At 69.4% G+C, this 17,010-nt stretch carries 15 protein-coding genes; 6 read left to right on the top strand and 9 right to left on the bottom strand.

The annotated features are described in order from the left end of the window. A partial coding sequence (locus ACFY0T_RS47110; protein WP_388884732.1) for a hypothetical protein occupies positions 1-356 on the bottom strand: 356 nt, incomplete at its 3' end. A gap of 788 nt (positions 357-1,144) precedes the next feature. Between ACFY0T_RS47110 and ACFY0T_RS47105 the strand changes: the two genes are divergently transcribed. Next, the gene (locus ACFY0T_RS47105; protein WP_388884731.1) at positions 1,145-3,157 is read left to right on the top strand and encodes a spermidine synthase; all 2,013 of its coding nucleotides are present in this window, start codon (positions 1,145-1,147) and stop codon (positions 3,155-3,157) included. Between the two features lie 313 nt (positions 3,158-3,470). Here ACFY0T_RS47105 and ACFY0T_RS47100 read toward each other — a convergent pair whose 3' ends face one another. Continuing rightward, complete coding sequence (locus tag ACFY0T_RS47100) at positions 3,471-4,031, bottom strand: DinB family protein (protein ID WP_388884730.1); 561 nt, start codon at positions 4,029-4,031, stop codon at positions 3,471-3,473. 505 nt (positions 4,032-4,536) lie between these two features. Here ACFY0T_RS47100 and ACFY0T_RS47095 point away from each other — a divergent pair. After that, positions 4,537-5,703 (top strand): alkaline phosphatase PhoX, encoded by a 1,167-nt coding sequence (locus ACFY0T_RS47095; protein WP_388884729.1) that lies wholly within the window; start codon positions 4,537-4,539, stop codon positions 5,701-5,703. Positions 5,704-6,522: 819 nt separating this feature from the next. Here ACFY0T_RS47095 and ACFY0T_RS47090 read toward each other — a convergent pair. From ACFY0T_RS47090 to ACFY0T_RS47075, 4 genes are read right to left on the bottom strand one after another with little or no spacing between them, the layout of a single operon-like run. Continuing rightward, complete coding sequence (locus ACFY0T_RS47090) at positions 6,523-7,206, bottom strand: SDR family oxidoreductase (protein WP_388884728.1); 684 nt, start codon at positions 7,204-7,206, stop codon at positions 6,523-6,525. Next, positions 7,203-8,486, bottom strand: a complete 1,284-nt coding sequence (locus tag ACFY0T_RS47085) for a cytochrome P450 (protein ID WP_388884727.1) — start codon at positions 8,484-8,486, stop codon at positions 7,203-7,205. The genes ACFY0T_RS47090 and ACFY0T_RS47085 overlap by 4 nt, the downstream gene beginning before the upstream one ends. Further along, positions 8,483-9,148: a hypothetical protein gene (locus ACFY0T_RS47080; protein ID WP_388884726.1), complete on the bottom strand. Its 666-nt coding sequence runs from the start codon at positions 9,146-9,148 to the stop codon at positions 8,483-8,485. Before ACFY0T_RS47080 ends, ACFY0T_RS47085 begins: the two co-directional genes overlap by 4 nt. Beyond that, positions 9,138-10,346 carry a cytochrome P450 gene (locus ACFY0T_RS47075; RefSeq protein WP_388884725.1) on the bottom strand — a complete coding sequence of 403 codons (1,209 nt, stop codon included), beginning with the start codon at positions 10,344-10,346 and terminating at the stop codon, positions 9,138-9,140. The genes ACFY0T_RS47080 and ACFY0T_RS47075 overlap by 11 nt, the downstream gene beginning before the upstream one ends. A gap of 741 nt (positions 10,347-11,087) precedes the next feature. Here ACFY0T_RS47075 and ACFY0T_RS47070 point away from each other — a divergent pair. Next, positions 11,088-11,354, top strand: a complete 267-nt coding sequence (locus tag ACFY0T_RS47070; RefSeq protein WP_388884724.1) for a hypothetical protein — start codon at positions 11,088-11,090, stop codon at positions 11,352-11,354. 186 nt (positions 11,355-11,540) lie between these two features. On the opposite strand, the gene ACFY0T_RS47065 is transcribed toward ACFY0T_RS47070, so the two are convergent. Beyond that, positions 11,541-12,212, bottom strand: coding sequence for a nitroreductase family protein (locus ACFY0T_RS47065; protein ID WP_388884723.1), 672 nt, complete (start codon positions 12,210-12,212; stop codon positions 11,541-11,543). A 68-nt stretch (positions 12,213-12,280) separates the two neighbouring features. Here ACFY0T_RS47065 and ACFY0T_RS47060 point away from each other — a divergent pair, with 68 nt between their 5' ends. After that, positions 12,281-12,676 carry a winged helix-turn-helix transcriptional regulator gene (locus ACFY0T_RS47060; protein WP_388884722.1) on the top strand — a complete coding sequence of 132 codons (396 nt, stop codon included), beginning with the start codon at positions 12,281-12,283 and terminating at the stop codon, positions 12,674-12,676. Between the two features lie 176 nt (positions 12,677-12,852). Here ACFY0T_RS47060 and ACFY0T_RS47055 read toward each other — a convergent pair whose 3' ends face one another. Continuing rightward, entirely contained in the window at positions 12,853-14,541 is a 1,689-nt protein-coding gene (locus tag ACFY0T_RS47055; protein ID WP_388884721.1) for an IS200/IS605 family accessory protein TnpB-related protein, read from the bottom strand. Between the two features lie 232 nt (positions 14,542-14,773). Between ACFY0T_RS47055 and ACFY0T_RS47050 the strand changes: the two genes are divergently transcribed. Then, positions 14,774-15,154 carry a hypothetical protein gene (locus ACFY0T_RS47050; protein WP_388884720.1) on the top strand — a complete coding sequence of 127 codons (381 nt, stop codon included), beginning with the start codon at positions 14,774-14,776 and terminating at the stop codon, positions 15,152-15,154. Positions 15,155-15,291: 137 nt separating this feature from the next. On the opposite strand, the gene ACFY0T_RS47045 is transcribed toward ACFY0T_RS47050, so the two are convergent. Further along, positions 15,292-16,005 (bottom strand): haloacid dehalogenase type II, encoded by a 714-nt coding sequence (locus ACFY0T_RS47045; RefSeq protein WP_388884719.1) that lies wholly within the window; start codon positions 16,003-16,005, stop codon positions 15,292-15,294. A gap of 218 nt (positions 16,006-16,223) precedes the next feature. On the opposite strand from ACFY0T_RS47045, the gene ACFY0T_RS47040 reads away from it, so the two are divergent. After that, positions 16,224-16,562, top strand: coding sequence for an ABATE domain-containing protein (locus ACFY0T_RS47040; protein ID WP_388884718.1), 339 nt, complete (start codon positions 16,224-16,226; stop codon positions 16,560-16,562). Positions 16,563-17,010 lie beyond the last annotated feature (448 nt).

The following is a 17,010-nucleotide window of genomic DNA, read 5'->3' as shown; positions in this document are numbered from 1 at the left end:
CCTCCCTGGGTGCCGCCCTGGGTGTTGCCGGTGCCGCCTCCCTGGGTGCCGCCCTGGGTGTTGCCGGTGCCGCCTCCCTGGGTGCCGCCCTGGGTGTTCCCGGTGCCGCCTCCCTGGGTGCCGCCCTGCGTGTTGCCGGGGCGGTTCTGGTTCTTGTTCTTGTTCTTGTTCTTGTGGTGGTTGCCGTGGTCGTCGTGGCCCGCCACGACACTCGCGACCGACGTGGCGGGGGCCGCCATCGCGGAGGATGCCGGAATGATGATCCCCCCGGCGATCGCGGCGGACGCGACCGCTGTCGCGAGGAGAAAACCTCGACGCTTGGGACGGGAGTCGGACGTCTTGGAATTACGGTTCATGTTTTTTCCGTTTCTGAATTGGAATATATTGAACGTGCTCCGGGAATTCGGGGCACTGGGGGGCGGAATTATTTCCGCCGTACCCTGCGACCTCAATTGCTTTCCGGTGGGGTCGCACATCCAGTAAGCCCAGTCAGTGCGGCACGGGTCACGTTCCGGGAAATCGGGACTTGACGGTTTTGTGGAGATGGGTTAAAGGCGCCTCGCGGCAGGGAGAGAGGTGTGCCGGCCCACTGGCGGCGGCGTCCGCCGCAAACGCCGCATCGAGGCGGTCATCTTGGAGAAGAGGGAGCAGGGCGCAGGCCGCAGGCAGAAGGGCAGCCGTGCCGGCCGGCCCGTCACCCACGACACCGGCCGCCACCGCGGCCGCAACACGGCCGGGCGCGCCATCGACGGGATGGAGGACTGGCGAGGCGTCGCCACCGCTGCGGCGAAACGCCGGAGATCCACCTCGCCGGACTCGATCCCCGCGCAGCGACCAGCTGGGTCGGAAGCCTCCTGCAGGCCCGCTGATCGCACCGGAAGACGGTGCGGTCCGGCTACCGCGGACTCGGCCCCCGCCACGAGCGCCCTCCCCGCAACTGCCGGGCCTTTCTCGGCCTCGCCGCGGCCCTGTGCTGCTCCAGGCGGCTGCTCCGCCTCACCGCATGGGACACCGTTTTTATGAGGGCACGCATCAGGTCCAGCGCATCGTGATGGCCCGCAACCTGCCCTGACCTGCCATCCGCGCCACGCAACCGGCAAGGCATCTCGACTCACCGTTGCCGAAGGTGGCACCGTAAACACGCATGAAACTGAGCGAAACGGGACAAACCGACGGCTCGGTGCGCTGGAGGCTCCTGCTGGCCAGCGCCACCATGCTCTTCGTCGAGCTGGCGCTGATCAGATGGGCGGGCGCCAACGTCGTCCACCTCAGTTACTTCTCGAACTTCATCCTGCTGGGGTCGTTCCTCGGTATCGGCCTCGGGTTCCTGATCCCCGCCGCGCGCGGGCAGTGGCTCAAACGCTGGGCGCCGATCCCGCTCGCGCTTCTCGTCGTCCTGGTACGCGAGTATCCGGTGCAGGTGCGTCAGGGCAGCAGCCAGGTCATCTACTTCACCTCCGTGGAGACCACCGGCCTTCCCGAGTGGGTGACGCTGCCGGCCATCTTCCTGCTGACCGCGGTGATCATGACGGCGATCGGCAAGATCACCGCCGATTTCTTCCGCCGGCTCCCCGCGCTCGATGCCTACCGCTACGACCTGCTCGGCAGCCTCACCGGCTCGGTGTCCTTCGCCCTGCTGTCCTGGCTCCGCGCCCCGTCGCTTGTGTGGGGCGTGCTCGCCGCCGCGGCCCTGCTGATCCTCGGCGGACGGCGCAACACCCTGCGGTACGGCATCCCCCTCACGGCGATGGTCGCTGCGCTGTTCGCGGAGACGACAACGGCCGGCATCTCCTGGTCGCCCTACTACAAGATCCAGCTTTTCCATCCCTCGATCTCCGTCAACGGCATCCCGCACCAGAGCATCGCGCCGCTCCCGGCGCTGTTGCAGGAGAATTCGTTCTACCGGCAGGCCTACGACCGCACGCCCCACAACCCGCACCAGCGCGTGCTGGTCATCGGGGCCGGCAACGGCAATGACGTCGCGGTCGCGCTGGCGCAGGGAGCGGAGCGCGTGGACGCGGTCGAGATCGATCCCCGGCTGCAGCAGATCGGCGCACAGCTGCACCCCGCCAAGCCGTACGACGACCCCAGGGTGCACGTCCACATCGACGACGGACGGGCCTTCCTTCAGCGGACGGACACCACGTACGACCTCGTCGTCCTGGCGCTGCCGGACTCGCTGACGCTGGTGGCCGGCGCGAGCAATCTGCGTCTGGAGAGCTACCTGTTCACCCGGCAGGCGTTCGAGGCCGCGCGCGATCACCTCGCGCCGCACGGCGCGTTCGTCATGTACAACTACTACCGCAAGAGCTGGCTGGTCGACCGCTTCGCCGGCACCCTCGACGACATCTACGGCCACGCCCCCTGTATGACGACGTTCGGCCAGAACGCGGCCGTGCTGGTGGCCGGGATGACGCGTGCCGACCAGTCCTGCGAGCAGATCTGGCAGCCCAGCGGCGCGGTCCCGGCCGCCGCGAGCGATGACCACCCCTTCCCCTACCTGCTCCACCGCAACATTCCCACGCTCTACCTGGGCGTGCTGGGCGCGATCCTGGGCGTGACGCTCCTGTCGGTGCGCCTGACCGGGGTGCGGATCCGCAGCACGCTCCGCTATACCGACATGTTCCTGCTGGGCGCGGCCTTCCTGCTGCTCGAAACGAAGAACGTGATCAACTTCGCGCTCTACTTCGGTACGACCTGGCTGGTCAACGCCCTCGTCTTCATCGGCGTCCTGCTCGCCGTCCTCGCCGGCGTCGAGGTCCGGCGCCGGCTGCGGCGGGTCAACCAGCTGCTGCTGCAGCTGCTGCTCTTCGCCACCCTCGCGGTCGCCTGGCTCGTCCCGGCGCACGCCGTGCTCGCGCTGCCCTTCGCGGCACGGCTCGCCGCCGCCATCGCCCTGGCCTTCGCCCCCATCTTCTGCGCCAACCTCATCTTCTCCGACCGCCTCGCGCTCGCCCCGGACCCGACCTCCGCGTTCGGCGCGAATCTGCTGGGCGCACTGACCGGCGGCGCGCTCGAGTATCTGGCCCTGGTGACGGGCTATCAGGCGCTGCTGCTGGTCGTCGCCCTGCTGTACCTGGGGGCGTGCGTCGCCATGCGGTTCGCCGGGCGCGCGGCAACGCCGGTGCCAGACGATACGGCGGCCCTCCACCACTAGTGCCCCGCGTGCTTAAGTCGCTTCACAGTTGGCGGGTTGGCGGCTTTGGGGCGATGGGGGAGGGGACATCGTCCGGCCCCGACCAGCGGCAAGACCGGGCGTGAGCGGTCCGCTCTGCCGGCACGGCGGAGGTCAGTGACGGCGTGAGGCATCTCAGCCAGGACCGACGAGACTCCGCTGAGCGTGGACGAAAGCGGCTCGCGCTTCACCTACTGCGGGAGTCCGGCCGGATTGCGGGGAGCGTCCGAGCCGAATGGCCGTTCACCGCAATCCTGCATGCGCCTGCGGCGGCGGATGCCAACCCCGGCCCTCGTCACTGGCCCACCCTTCCGTCGATGCACTCGCGCAACAGGTCGGCGTGCCCGCAGTGACGGGCATACTCCTCGATCCTGTGCACCATCAGCTCCCGAACGGCGATCCCGTCCTTCCCCAGACGCTCGCTCAGATCCGGGTGCTCGGCCAGCGCGGCGTCCATCGCGGCCTGCTCGCGCTCCAGAGCCACGTACGCGGCGTCGACCTCGGCCTGCTCGGCGACAGCTCCGTCGAAGTCCGCGTCACCCTCGCCGTACAGCTTCGGCAGCGGATCACCGTCGCTGATCCAGTTGCGCCAGTCCCGTTCCACCTCGACGAGGTGCCGCAGCAGGCCGAGCAGCGACATCGTCGACGGCGGAACCGACCGACGGGCCAGTTGCTCCGCATCCAGGCCCTCGCACTTCATCCGCAGGGTTATGCGGTAGCCCGTCAGGAAGTCCTGCAGCGTCGCAAGCTCCCCGTCCGGACTGACACCTTCGCTGTGGCGGGGGTCCTCGTCCGGGTCAACCCACATGTCGGGGTAGACGGTCGCCCGGCTCCATCGTGCGGGTTGCTCACTCATGCGTTCCATATTCGTCCGTGAGGGCCCGAGCCCGCCAGTGCCCCGCGTGTGACGTGTTCTTCACGGCCGGCATTTCTTGAGGACAGCACCAAGCCGCTGGAAGCGCTCCTGACCGAACCGCAGCAGACCTTGAGCATCCGTCAGAACCCGTGCCCCAGCCCTCGAGTACGTGAGCGAGGAGTCGATGAGCGTGCCCTGGCGGGGGAGGTGCAGGCAGGGCGCACACCCAGGGCACCCCCACAACACCGGTGGCCGGCGGGGCAGTGGATTGAGGCCTTTTGGTTCACCTTCGAACGACGGGTATTCGGCAGTTGGTGGGGAATCCGCTGGTCGTTCATTTAGTGGCGCGCTAATCGTTTCTGCACGGCATCTACTCACCAGTCGGTCGTAAAGAGTTGGTCAAGGGGAGCCTTACCCTCCCCTGCCATCGGGCTTTACGTTCCCTGTGACCAGTCGGCGGCGCTCAACCAGTCATCGTTCGCCCTTCTTTGACGAAGGAGTAGCTGTGGAACGTCGCAACTTCCTGCGCGGTGCAGTGATCGGCACCTCGGCCGCCGTTTTCGGCGGCACCCTCATGCACGGCGCCGCCTACGCGGCCCCCGCCCAGAACGGCACGAGCCCCTACGGTGGCCTGCTGGCAGCCGACGCCAACGGCATCATGCTGCCGTCCGGCTTCACCAGCAGAGTCATCGCCCGTTCCAGCCAGACGGTCCCCGGCACCTCGTACACCTGGCACAACGCACCCGACGGCGGCGCCTGCTTCGCCGACGGCACGGGCTGGATCTACGTCTCCAACTCGGAGACCGGCACCGGTGGCGGCGCGGGCGCCGTCACGTTCAACTCCTCGGGCACGATCACCGGTGCCTACCGCATCCTGTCCAACACGCGGAACAACTGCGCGGGTGGCGCCACCCCCTGGAACACCTGGCTCTCCTGTGAGGAAGTGAGCCGCGGCTACGTCTACGAGACCGACCCGTGGGGCGTTCAGGCCGCCGTGCGCCGCGACGCGCTGGGCCGCTTCAAGCACGAGGCGGCCGCAGCCGACCCGGTGCGCAAGGTGATCTACCTGACCGAGGACGAGTCGGACGGCTGCTTCTACCGGTTCATCCCCACCACCTGGGGCGCCCTGTCTTCCGGCACCCTGCAGGTGCTGGTCGCCGGCACCGGCACCTCCGGCTCCTTCACCTGGACGAACGTGCCCGACCCGGACGGCTCCCCGACCTACACCCGCGACCAGGTCTCCGGCGCCAAGATCTTCAACGGCGGCGAGGGCTGCCACTACGCGAGCGACACCGTCTGGTTCACCACCAAGGGCGACAACCGCGTCTGGCAGCTCAACCTGCCGACCAGCACCTACGAACTGGCCTACGACGACAGCCTGGTCACCAACGGCACCGCACCGCTGACCGGCGTGGACAACGTCACCGGCAGCTCCTCGGGCGACCTGTTCGTCGCCGAGGACGGCGGCAACATGGAGATCTGCATCATCACCCCCGACGACATCGTGGCCCCCTTCCTGCGCATCACCGGCCAGTCCAGCTCGGAAATCACCGGCCCGGCCTTCTCCCCCGACGGCAGCCGGCTCTACTTCTCCAGCCAGCGCGGCACGTCCGGCAGCTCCTCCGGCGGCATCACCTACGAGGTCACCGGACCGTTCCGCACCACCGCCTGATCGTCTTGTCCCGTGACGGCTGGGGCGGCGCACAGGCACCGCCCCAGCCGTCACCGGCCTGCCACCAGCGGCATCCGCCGGCAGCACCGGCCCGACGACGGGCCCCCGGACCGTGGCAGAAGCCCGACCACGGCGGTCATCTGACCGTGACTGCGCCGTCGGCAACGCACTACGCCTCCTGCCCGAGCGGGGCGCTACGCCCCCGATCCTCAGGAGCTGGGACACCAGGCCGGCGCGGCACAGCAGCGGGAGACCACCTCGCACAGGACGTCTACGGGTTCCCCAGCGAACGGCCTGCTCCCGATGGCCGCCTCCCGTGCCCTTCGTGAGCACGCGGGGAAGCCGTCCGACGCGTGAGGACGTACAGCCATCCCACGTGCCTCCTCGAGAAGAATGAGCCCAGCTCTTGCCCACCGGGCCGAGTCTGACTCTCCAAAAGAAAATGGCCTGTAAGCCGACGACTCACCCGCGAATCCACCCCGAACTGGCGAGACACCTGATCAACCGCGCAGCACCAGCCCATGTCACCGTCTACTCCCGCAGGGCAGTGAAAACGCTGAGCCAGGAGATCAACGCACTCATGGAGACCAGGCCGCGGCAGGCCGACGCGCTCGCGCATCACCGCGATGGCCTGCACGGTGCGACCAGCGGAGATGAGAGCGTCCACCTCTGCTCGCGCCTCGGCCGACAACCTGCTCCACAACGAATCATCCACGCTCACATTGAACCCGCTGAGCAGCCACAACCCCATGGCAGAACCCCCAATACCAAACACCCCTGCCGGGACAAAGCACTCTTTCAGTGGTCGCAGGGCGGTCCTCAGTCGATGACGGTACGGGTCACCGTCGCGTCCGCGGGCGCCCGTACCGCGTGGAGCACGACGGCGGCCACCGACTCGGGCCGCAGGAACTGATCCGGGCGGTACGCGCGGCCGGCCCGTTCGGCCGCCTTGCGTTGCATCTCGGTGTCGGTCGGACCCGGGTGGATCGAGGTCACCCTCACTCCGTTGGGTGCCTCTTCGGCCTGCAGTGCCTCCGCGAACGCGCGCAGCGCGTATTTGCTGGCGGCGTAGGGACCGCGGTGCGCCTTGATCCGCAGTCCGGAGCCCGCGTTGATCAGGACCACCTGTCCTTGGCAGCGGCGCAGGGACGGCAGGAGCAGGCGGGTGAGTTCGGCGGCGGAGAAGAGGTTGACCGCGAAGATGCGCTGCCACGCCTCCAGGGGGGTGTCGGCGATCGTGCCGGGCTCCGCGACGGCGGCGTTGTGCACGAGCACGTCGAGGCGGTCGATGTCCGTGGTGGCCCGGGCCAGGCTCCCGGGATCTGCCAGATCGACCGCCCAGGGGCCGGCCGTGCCCGGCAGGTCGCGGGCGAGCGCCGTGAGCGTGCGGGCGTCGCGGCCGCCGAGGAGCAGATCGTGTGTGGGTGCCAGTGCGCGGGCGATGGCCGCTCCGATGCCCCGGGAGGCTCCTGTCACCAGGGCGCGCGGTCGTGGAGTGGTCATGGTGTGCTCCCTGGTGGAACGGGCCTAAAGGTGACCGGCAGGCTGGTCAGTCCCCGCATGAACCGGCTGTGTCCCCAGGCCAGTTCGCCGGGATCGCTGGCGAGCGCCAGTTGGTCGCAGCGTTCCAGGAGGGCGCGCAGCGCGATCTGGGCTTCCGCTTTGCCCAGCGGCGCGCCCAGACAGTGGTGGATCCCGTGTCCGAAGGCGAGGTGCCCTCGGCTGTCGCGGAGGATGTCGAACCGGTCGGGCTCGGCGAAGCGGGCGGGATCCCGGTTGCCGGCCCCGTAGGACAGCAGGACGGCCTCTCCGCCACCGGGAACGGTGACGTCGCCGATGCCCACGTCGCAGGTCGTGAACCGCAGGACGGGCGCCATCTTGATGGGGCCGTTCCAGCGCAGGATCTCCTCGATCGCCTGCCCCATGAGGTGGGGCTTGCTGCGGAGCAGCTCCAGTTGTCCGGGGTGCTCCAGCAGGGCCAGCACTCCGCTGCCGATGAGATGGGCGGTGGTCTCGAAACCGGCCACGAGGAGGAGGAAGGCCATGCCGATCACCTCGTCCTCCTGGTGATCGGCTGCCAGGAGTCGCCCCAGCAGGTCCTCGGCACGGGCGGTCGGCTGCCTCTTGGCCTTCACCAGTTGGGTGAGGTAGTCCCGCATCTCGCGGGCGGCCCGGGGCATGCGGCCGCCGTCGCCTGCGCTCATCTCGACGTAGACGCCGGCGAGTCGCGCGAAGGTGTCCCGTCCTGGGGCAGGCACCCCCAGGACGTCCGAGATGACCGTGAGCGGCAGACGCTTGGCGAAGTCGGTGATGACGTCCAGGTGCCCCAGGGGAAGGAGCGGGGACAGGAGCTCATCGGTGATCTGCTGGATGCGTGGACGCAGCGCCTCGATGCGGCCGGGGGTGAACTCACCTGCCACCAGTTCCCGCAGTCTGGTGTGCTCCGGAGGGTCGCAGCGGAGCATATTGCGGGTGACGGTGTAGGTCTCGGTGGCGAAGACCCACGGAGCCATCTGCACGGCCTTGTTGCCGCGCCGCGGATCGTTGCTCAGCCGTGGATCCCTGCTCGCGGCGCGGATGTCCTCATGGCGCGTGACGAGCCAGACCGGGACGCCGGCGAACACCACACGCCGTACGGGCTGTTCGGCCCGCAACTGTGCGAGCAGTTGATGGGGGGCGTCGACGTAGCCCCTCGCGTCCACCAGATCAGTGCGAACGCCGCCGTCCCGGTGCCCCGGCGGCAGGGGACAGGCGACGGCGTCGCGGGCCTCTTGTGCGTTCACGGGTCCTCCATGGAGCGCACGGCCGTCCCGGTCCGGCCAGCCCCTGCAGGGGCTGGCAGGGCCAGGCGCACCGGCAGCGCCTCGCAACGGGGGTTCGAGGGGTCGCCGGTATGCGGGGTCCAGGCGCCCCACGAGTGGTACATGCTGCCCTTCCGGCGTTCCAGGTAGCAGATGAGATTGATCGGCCACCCGGTGCCGGCGAAGACGTAGGTGTCCATGCGGGTCGGGTGCTCGCTCAGCGGTGACCCGCCGCCGCCCGGTGAGTCGATGTTGTGCCAGTCGGGGTGCAGGTGTATCGACCCCAAAATGTCCAGCCCGTCCAGCTCGGCGTCCCGCAGGATGCGCAGCAGGTCGGTGGAATCGCACCAGTACCCGCGATGCGGGTTCTCATAGGCCGTCCCGAAACACGGAACGATGGATTGTGAGAATTCCCCCAGGGCCGCGCCGTCGGTGGCCCGGACGTTGCGGCCGAACTCGACGCGCTCGATGCGGGCGCTGTCGCCCTGCACACGACCGACCAGCACCCCGAAGCAGGCGTAGGGAAAACCCGGCCTGATCGATGCGTAGACACCAAGAGCGGCGTCGAGGAACGTGGAGCAGGCGGCGCTCTCCAAAAAGACGTGCACGCCGTCCGCGCATGCGCGGGGACCACTACCGGTCATGACGATCAGCCTCCGCTCGCCTGACAGCAACGGACGTGAACCCGCGCAGCCGCCCCACCCGCTGGGCGGGCGGCCGTGCCTGCGCGAGATCGGGAAGACGCTGCCGCAGCCGGCGCAGCAGCATCACCATTTCCAGGTACACCAGTTCGGCGCCCAGGCAGTAGTGGGCGCCGCCGCCGAAGCTCAGGTGACGTGCCCCGCCGCGCCCCGGCCAGAACGCATCGGGCCGGGTGAACACACCGGGATCCCGGTTGGCGGCACCCAGCACCGGCCAGAGATGCGCTCCCGCCGGGATCGTCACGCCGCTCAGGACCACCGTCCTGGCGGGAATGCGGGGGGCGGGCGTGAACTGCACCGGCGCGTCGTAGCGGAGCACCTCCTCGACGAACATCCGGGCACCGGCGGCATCGTCCAGGAAGACCGCCCACTTTGGGTGACGGATCATCAGGACGATCCCGGTCTCGATCCCCGCGGCGATCTGCGGGTACCCGGCGACCGTGAGTCCCGTGAGGATGCTGACCAGTTCCTCGTGCGGCAAGGCCTCGGGGCAGGCGGTGTGCGCCTCGACGAGTTCGGACATCAGATCGTCGCCCGGCGCGCGGCGCCGTCGTGCCACTTGCCCGTGCAGGTAGTCGGTGAGCTGCCGCATCGCCACCGCGCCGTCGCACTCCTGTCCGGGCAGCGGACCGGAGGTGGGGAAGATGTCGCTGACGAGTGCGCACAGGCGCTCTCGATCGCCCTGCGGCAGTCCCAGCACGTGCATGATCGTGTCGCGGGCAAACGCCTCGGCCAGCGGGCTCATGTCGGCGACGCCGTAGCGCAGCCTCTCCACCACGCCGTCGAGCAGGCGGTCGCAGAGCCTGCTGACCCACGGCTGCTGACCTCGCACGTGCTCGACGAAACGCCGGGCGACCGCGGCGCGCATTCTGGTGTGCCGGGGCGGATTCTGCGCGCTCATGACGCGGGACAGCACCGGCGCGCACGCCCCGGCCGTCCCCGCGGACGGCCGGAGAGGGCCCGGGGCGAGGAAGCACGCGCGCTCGGTCAGGACACGCCGGCAGTCCGTGTACCGGGTCAGCAGGTAGGCGCCGGTCCGGCACCGGTACACCGGTTCGCTCTCACGCAGCCACGCATAGACGGGGTACGGGTCGCCGGCGTGAACATCCGTGAGGGCATCAGTGGAGCCGATGGTTCCCATGGCATCAACCCCTCGGGGCGATGAAACGCAGGTCACGTGTCAGGCCACACTCCATTGACGACTCCAAACGGGTGACACGCGACTTGGAGCACAGCCGGATTACTCCAAATGGGTGAGCAGCGGTCGCCTCGGTGCTCCAGACCTTCTTCCAGCGGGCCGTTTCCCCAGGCCAAGACCATGCTGCTGGACGCCGCCACAGACATCACTGCATGCGCGGACTTCCCGCCGCTGCCGGCCGGGCAGGTCGGCCACCACGCTCAGCTGGGTGCGGACGGTCTCGGCGGCGGGCAACGCACGCACCCGAGCCGCCGAAACAGACCCTGCCGCACGGCCGGCACGCCGCGCCGCTGAGACGGCGCGGACCCGTGCAAAGCGCTGGGGGACGTCAACCCGCTCGCCTCGCGACCGGCCGTGCCGCCACTGCGACCACTCTCCGGCCCGCTGCAGGCCGTCCTCGCCGCCTGGCAGATCGAGCCGGCACCCGGAGCCTGCCGGCGCCGGCACCGCGCACGCCCCCGGCGCGGCCGACGACGGGGGCGAGGATGCCAAGGCCGCGCTGCGCGGCCCGCCGGCTGCACCGGCACGGCTGTCGCGTTCGCCTTACGGCGTCCTGCTGGAGGCAGGACTTGCTCGGGGTGTTCGTCTCTCCGGGCAACGGGACGGGCAGTGAGCGGCCCGGCGTGTGGGCCCTGGAGACAGGAAAGGGGCTCGCTGTCAGCGCCGGGTGCGAGCCTGCTGGTCATGGATGAGTTGGAGTTCATGCGGGGCCGGGTCTACGGGGCCGACCACGACGACGCCGCACCCCGCCCGGGGCGCGTGTACGCGCAGCTGGTGGGGGGCCCGTTGGACGGCCTGCTCCTGGACGTCACCGACTGGAGTACCCAGCAGCGCGCCGACGGCGCCGCCCTGCCCACGGAGATCGGCCGCTACGGTCCCGGCGGCCGCGCCCTGTACGGGCAACGCCCCGGGGACTGGCGGTACTTCGACTGGGAGGGCGACACCGCGTAGCCCGGCCCCGCCTGCGCCCTACACCAACGGCACGCCCCTTGGCCCCATCCCGGGCCGCAGGGCCTGGCTGGGTTGGTTATGGCTCGGCCGCATCCGGTGGCGGTCGTTCGGGCTGCGGTTTTGCCGGCCTGCCTTGCTTGGTCTCACCCTGCTTGCCGTCCCCGGATGCGGAGTTGGGCAGGATGCCTATTCCTGGTGTGCGGTGCTCTGTTGTGCAGTGTGCCGTTCGTAGAAGACGTTGCGTTCCAGGGGACGCCGGCCGGGATGGCGCCGTTCCTCCGCCGGGTAGCCGACGGACACGAGCAGTGCGATGGCCAGGTCGTCGCGGTCGTCGATCCCGATCACCTTCTTCACCTTGTCCTCGTCCCAGCCGTTCATCGGCGACGTTGCCAGGCCCGTCTCGGTCGCGGCGAGCATCACGAACGAGGCCGCGATCATTGCGTCCTTGATGGCGTACTCGCGGAGCAGGCCGCGCTTGTCGAGGTCTTCCTGGAACGCTGTTGATGCCGCGGAGAACATGGCGATGAAGTCGTCGTTCCATGCTCCTTCGCGCCGGGCCCGGTCGTAGATGTCGCTGTGGTCGTCACGCCAGGACTGCGGCTCCGCGACGAAGACCAGCACGACGGGGGCTTCCTGCGGCTGCGGCTGTCCACCGGTGGCCCAGGCGAGCCTTTCACGGCCCTCGTCGCTGGCGACCACGACGATCGACCGGTCTTGCAGATTCCAGCTGGTAGGCGCTTCGACGGCGAGTTCGAGCAACGATGAGAGGACGGCTTCCGGGATCGGATCGGGCTGATAGTGGCGCACGGTGCGGCGCGTGCGGATCGCGTCCGCGACAGAGAGCATGTGATGCGTCATGACACTCACTATTGGAGAGGGACTCTCCATAGGGAAGAGGGCACCTTTTGGTGCGCTACTCTCCCGGCATGAAGACCGTAGTGGAATCCTCCGGACTACCAGCCGACGCCTACTCCGCGAAGTGCCCGACGCGCCAGGTCCTCGACCACATCGCCGGCAAGTGGACGATCCTGGTCGTCGACGCCCTCCTCGAAGGCACCATGCGCTACACCGACTTGAGCCGACGGATCGAGGGCGTCTCGCAGAAGATGCTCACCCAGACACTGCGCAGCCTCGAAGCTGACGGCTTCATCACCCGCACGGTGCACCCGACCATCCCGCCCCGGGTCGAGTACGACCTGACCAAGCTCGGCCAGAGCCTTGCTGAGCCCATCACCGCGCTCCGGCAATGGACGGAAGCCCACATCAACGAGATCGAAGGAGCCCGGGCCCGTGTCACCGCCGAAACCGTTCCGATTAAGTGAGCAGGTGTGGGTCTTGTACCCATGTCAATCGCCGCGGCCGAGAACCGCTGGACCAGGCCTGGCGGCAGCGCACCGGGGGCGAACTCGCCCTGGCCGATGGAGTGTCTGGCCGCCGTTCCCGCCGCACCAGGCCCGGGTGGCCGGTGCCCGTTGTCGGTACCCCCTCCGTACCGTTCCTAAGGACTGAGCGGGAGTGAGTCCTGTTGCCAGAACTCCTGCTCAGCCGCGTGCTCCGAACGGTGTTGGGCACGCTGGTCCCCCGCTTTCGCTCCACGGCCCGGCGGCGCGCATCCGGTGCGCGGTCCGGGCGGGTGGGGGCGGGTTTCCTCACGCCGTCGGGTCTCCAGTCGGGCCTGTACGGTCCGATGCCCACCACGATCACTCCGGTCGTCGTGGGGCGGTGCCGTCCGTCGCCTGATCGGATATCCAAGGGCGCGTCGCCCGACCGCGATGCTCGCCGCATCGTGCCGGGAAATCTTGCGAGCCGGGGTGGTCAGCGGTTGCTGCCAGTGCTGGGCACCCCACCGGGAGGTGTACGCAGGGTCCACTGCGATGATGGCGAGGTGCTGCTCGGCGGCCATCGAGACCAGCCGGGCACGGAGCTTCGCCGTCGGGAAGCGGGAGAGCAGCCGCCGGAAGCGCTTGTTGCGGCCGTGCCGCTCCCGGCTCCTGCCGTCGCTGAAGTGGAGGTCCTCGACGGCGATCGCGGCGGCCCCGCAGCCGTGGGTGTAGTGCAGCAGCCGGCTCAGCGCGTGCCGCAGCTGCGCGTCCCGGTGCGCGGCGGAGCCGGACAGGTCGTAGAAGAAGCGCCGCGGCTCACCGACCGGGTTGCCATGCACATCCAGGCGCCAGGCCGCCAGGTGGTCGTCGTTCATGTCCACCCCGACCACGCCCCGGGCCAGGGCGGCATCGAGTGGCAGCACCTGGGCGGCGGCACGCTGCCAGGACGCGGTGACATACCAGCGGCCGCGCGCCGTGTCGTGGTGGATGCGGTAGGCCACCGCCCGGTTCGCGGTGATCCGGTCGCGCCACTCCTGGCCCCGGTGCTGGAACATCACCGTCGCGTCCAGTAGATACCGGCCGTGCGGCGCGTTGGCCAAGTGGGTCAGCGGGGCCGGGAGCTTGAGGGAGATGTGACCGGTGTCGGTGATGCGGATCGTCTCGTTGCCGAAGCGTTTGCCGGACTCCCCGTCGGCGGCCAGGAACATCCGCTCCGCCTCCCACCGCTGTCGCCACGCCCGCTCGTCCAGCCCGGCCGCCGCCAGGTGGTGGCGCGTGTTGGCAAGGTGCTTGCCGCCGCGCACCACCCGCACCCGGCCCGCCGCCCAGTCCGCCTCCACCCCCGCAAGCCGGTCCTTGAGGGTCTGCAGGCGGCGGCACTTGGCATGCCACTCGCCGCGCGAGGCATACCCGCGTACCAGCCCCTCACGTTTGCTGGCCTTGGCGCCCAGCGGCCGGGCCAGCCGCGCCTCGATCGACGCGATCTGCCCCCGCAGCCAGTCCAGATACGCCGCCTGGCCGCGCCGGGCCAGCGCCCACTGTTCGTGGGTGGCCTTGGTGATGCTGCCCGCCCAGCGTGCCGACGACCTGCCCGTCAGCCCTCGCTTGCGCACCGCCCATGAGGCCGCATCGTGCCCCAGGCCCTGCCGGGACCGTTCCGCGAGATCACCCGCGGCCAGCGAGCCGAGGAAGACGCCGACCTCGGCCAGCACCGCCGCGTCCGCCTCCGACACCCGCAGCCGGTCCCGGATGGCCACTCCCGTGGGACCGGGCACCACGAACGACGCCGCCAACTCCCGCAGCCCGCCCACCCGTTCACCCCCGCCCGCCCAGAAGACCCCGTCACGGCACTCAACGAGCACCACTCGCAGAGGTCACCCATTCGGCCCGCACACTCCCGTTCCCCTCCCGCGGCGGGGCCCCGAGCCCGCCACACGCAAAGACGACCGGCCCGTACCGCCAGACCCGAACCCAGCTCCGGCACTCACTCACACTCACCAAAAGTCACTAACGCTCAGTTCATCGGCAGCAGTTCACAACCCCTTCACGGTCGCCATCACCCCCGAAGGCGTCAGCTGCGCCCTGTCAGGAGGAAGCGTGCAAGACCACACCAACCAGCCGCGCACCGGCACCACCTACAACAACTTCCTGCCGAACGCGCAGGGCGTCATCATCGGCGAGCAGCAGAACGTCACCCAGAACAACACCGCCGGCATCGACCCGAGCGCGTTCGTCCAGCTGGCCGGTTACGTGGGCCAGATCAGCGGCACGCTGGGCCTGGCCGAAGCGGACCGCGCGGAACTGGAGCGCGTCGCCCAGGAACTCCACGACGAAGCGACGTCAGCGAACCCCGAGCCGGGCCGGTTGCGGCAGTTCGCGGTCCAGGTCAAGGACAAGCTGCTGGAAGCGGGGACCACCATGGCCGCCACGGTCGGCATCCAGATGGCAGAGCAGGCCCTCGCAGCGTTCGCGCAGTAGCACCCTGGCCGCACAACGCAGCGGGGCCCCGGGGGGGGATCTGCCACGGCATCCCCGGGGCCCGGCTTATGGAGTCACAACGCTCACTCGTGTCGTCGCGGCCGTCCTCACCTTGGAGCGGCAACGCTGAATAGAGCTCATTGATCGGATCGGCGCTTCTGCGGCGCCGTCAGCGCGGCGACCAACTCATCCAGGCTGTTTGACCGCCAATTGAAGGTGTCGGTCCTCTTCGGTGGATCCCCGACTGGTCGCCGAACGTAGGCGGTTCGCATTCCCACCGCCTGAGCTCCGCGAAGGTCCCAGGCGTGGGCGGCGACCATCAGCACGCGCTCTGCTGGACATCCTGCCGCGTCGACCGCGAGCTGGTAGACCTCCGGTGCGGGCTTGTAGGCCTGGGCATCTTCGGCGGAACAGGCTTGGTGCCAGCGCAGCCCGGCGTATGCGTTGAGGCGGAGCAGAGTCGCGCGACTGGCATTGGAGAGCCCCAGTACGGGAAATCGCCGCGCGAGGCGGGTGAGTCCGGCGGGGGAGTCGTCCCAGGGTTTTAGGCGCTGACCTGCGGTGGCCAGTCGCTCGATGGCCACCGGGTCGGTGAGCCCGGCGCAGTCGGCTACGCGTTGAGCTGCCTCGCGGTCGATGATCTCGGTGTTGGCGTATGCCCGGCTTTCTTCCTCGATGCGTTGCTGCTCGTGCTCGACATGCTCTTGCCACACGGTGAGCAGCTGGTCGACGGACGCATCGTCGGGTGCGGGCACCGCGTCGCGAATGGCCGCTCGAAGTCCGCCTGGCTCGTCGACCATCGTTCCGAGGACGTCGAAGACGACGACCTCGATGTCGCATGCCTTGGCCATCCGGTCTCCTGTTTATGGTGGTCGGGCGCGACGTGGGCCGGGCTGACACGTGGACTGGACAGTGGGGAGGGTTGCCCGGTTTCCGTGCGTGTTCAACGCCCTGTGTGTGCGGGCAATCCGGTGCGCCAGCCCCAGTCGCGTCACCGTTCAGCGGGTGACGATTGTTGCTCGACCTCACGTCACCAGTCAAGATGGTGACGTGAGATTCGCGTGCGTGAGTGGCAACCCAGCTCTGGGCCCTGGCCGCTACCGTGGGGTCCCGTCGAGACAAGCCCGTCGACCTCCTGGTCGCCCCCGCCGACCTTGAGCAGCGGGTCCTCGAATGCGACGAGCTCCCCGACCAGGTGACCGCCGATGTCGCGACCTTCACATCCGCGCTGCAGCTCCGCGAGGCGATCTACCAGCCGGCGCTCGATCGCCTGCGGGCGAACGCGAGGAAACGCGCCCGCATCCGCAGCGAGAAAGGCATTCGGCGGGCGCCCTCTCAAAAGCTGCAGCCTGACCCAATCTGGCAAACCTACGCGGCCACAGCACTGGACGAGCCTGACGGGGCTTAGGCCGAAGGTGGCTGCACGCTTCGGCCGCCGTGGGCGTGAAACCGTCGTCTGCCACGACGGAGCTGCGGGTCGGGGCCCGGCACCCCTGCGCCACGAGGCCGGCAGGTGCTGCATGATCGACGCGGTCCGCGGCCTGGGCCACCGGCTGGGGCCCGGCCCACAGGGACGCCCGGTACGCAAGCCGACTCGGCGCGCCTGACGCTCACCGCCCGACGAGGCAGGACACCCGCCGCGTAGAGCATGGCGGCACGTGCGCGGTGGACGCGACACAGTGCACGACCGCCGAATCATTGTGGGAGGCGTACCGCAGCGCGAACTGCTTATGAGCAAGGGGGATTGGAACTCTCGCCGTCGGCTCCTCCGGCCGCGAGAAGGGCGGCCGCCCTTTGTACCTGTCGCTGCGGCCGCCCGTCAGCCCACGAGCTCGCGCAGCGGTACCCCGGTCGCG

Source organism: Streptomyces sp. NPDC001530 (genome assembly GCF_042894545.1).
GTDB lineage: Bacteria > Actinomycetota > Actinomycetes > Streptomycetales > Streptomycetaceae > Streptomyces.
This window is presented reverse-complemented; position numbering and strand designations above follow the sequence as displayed.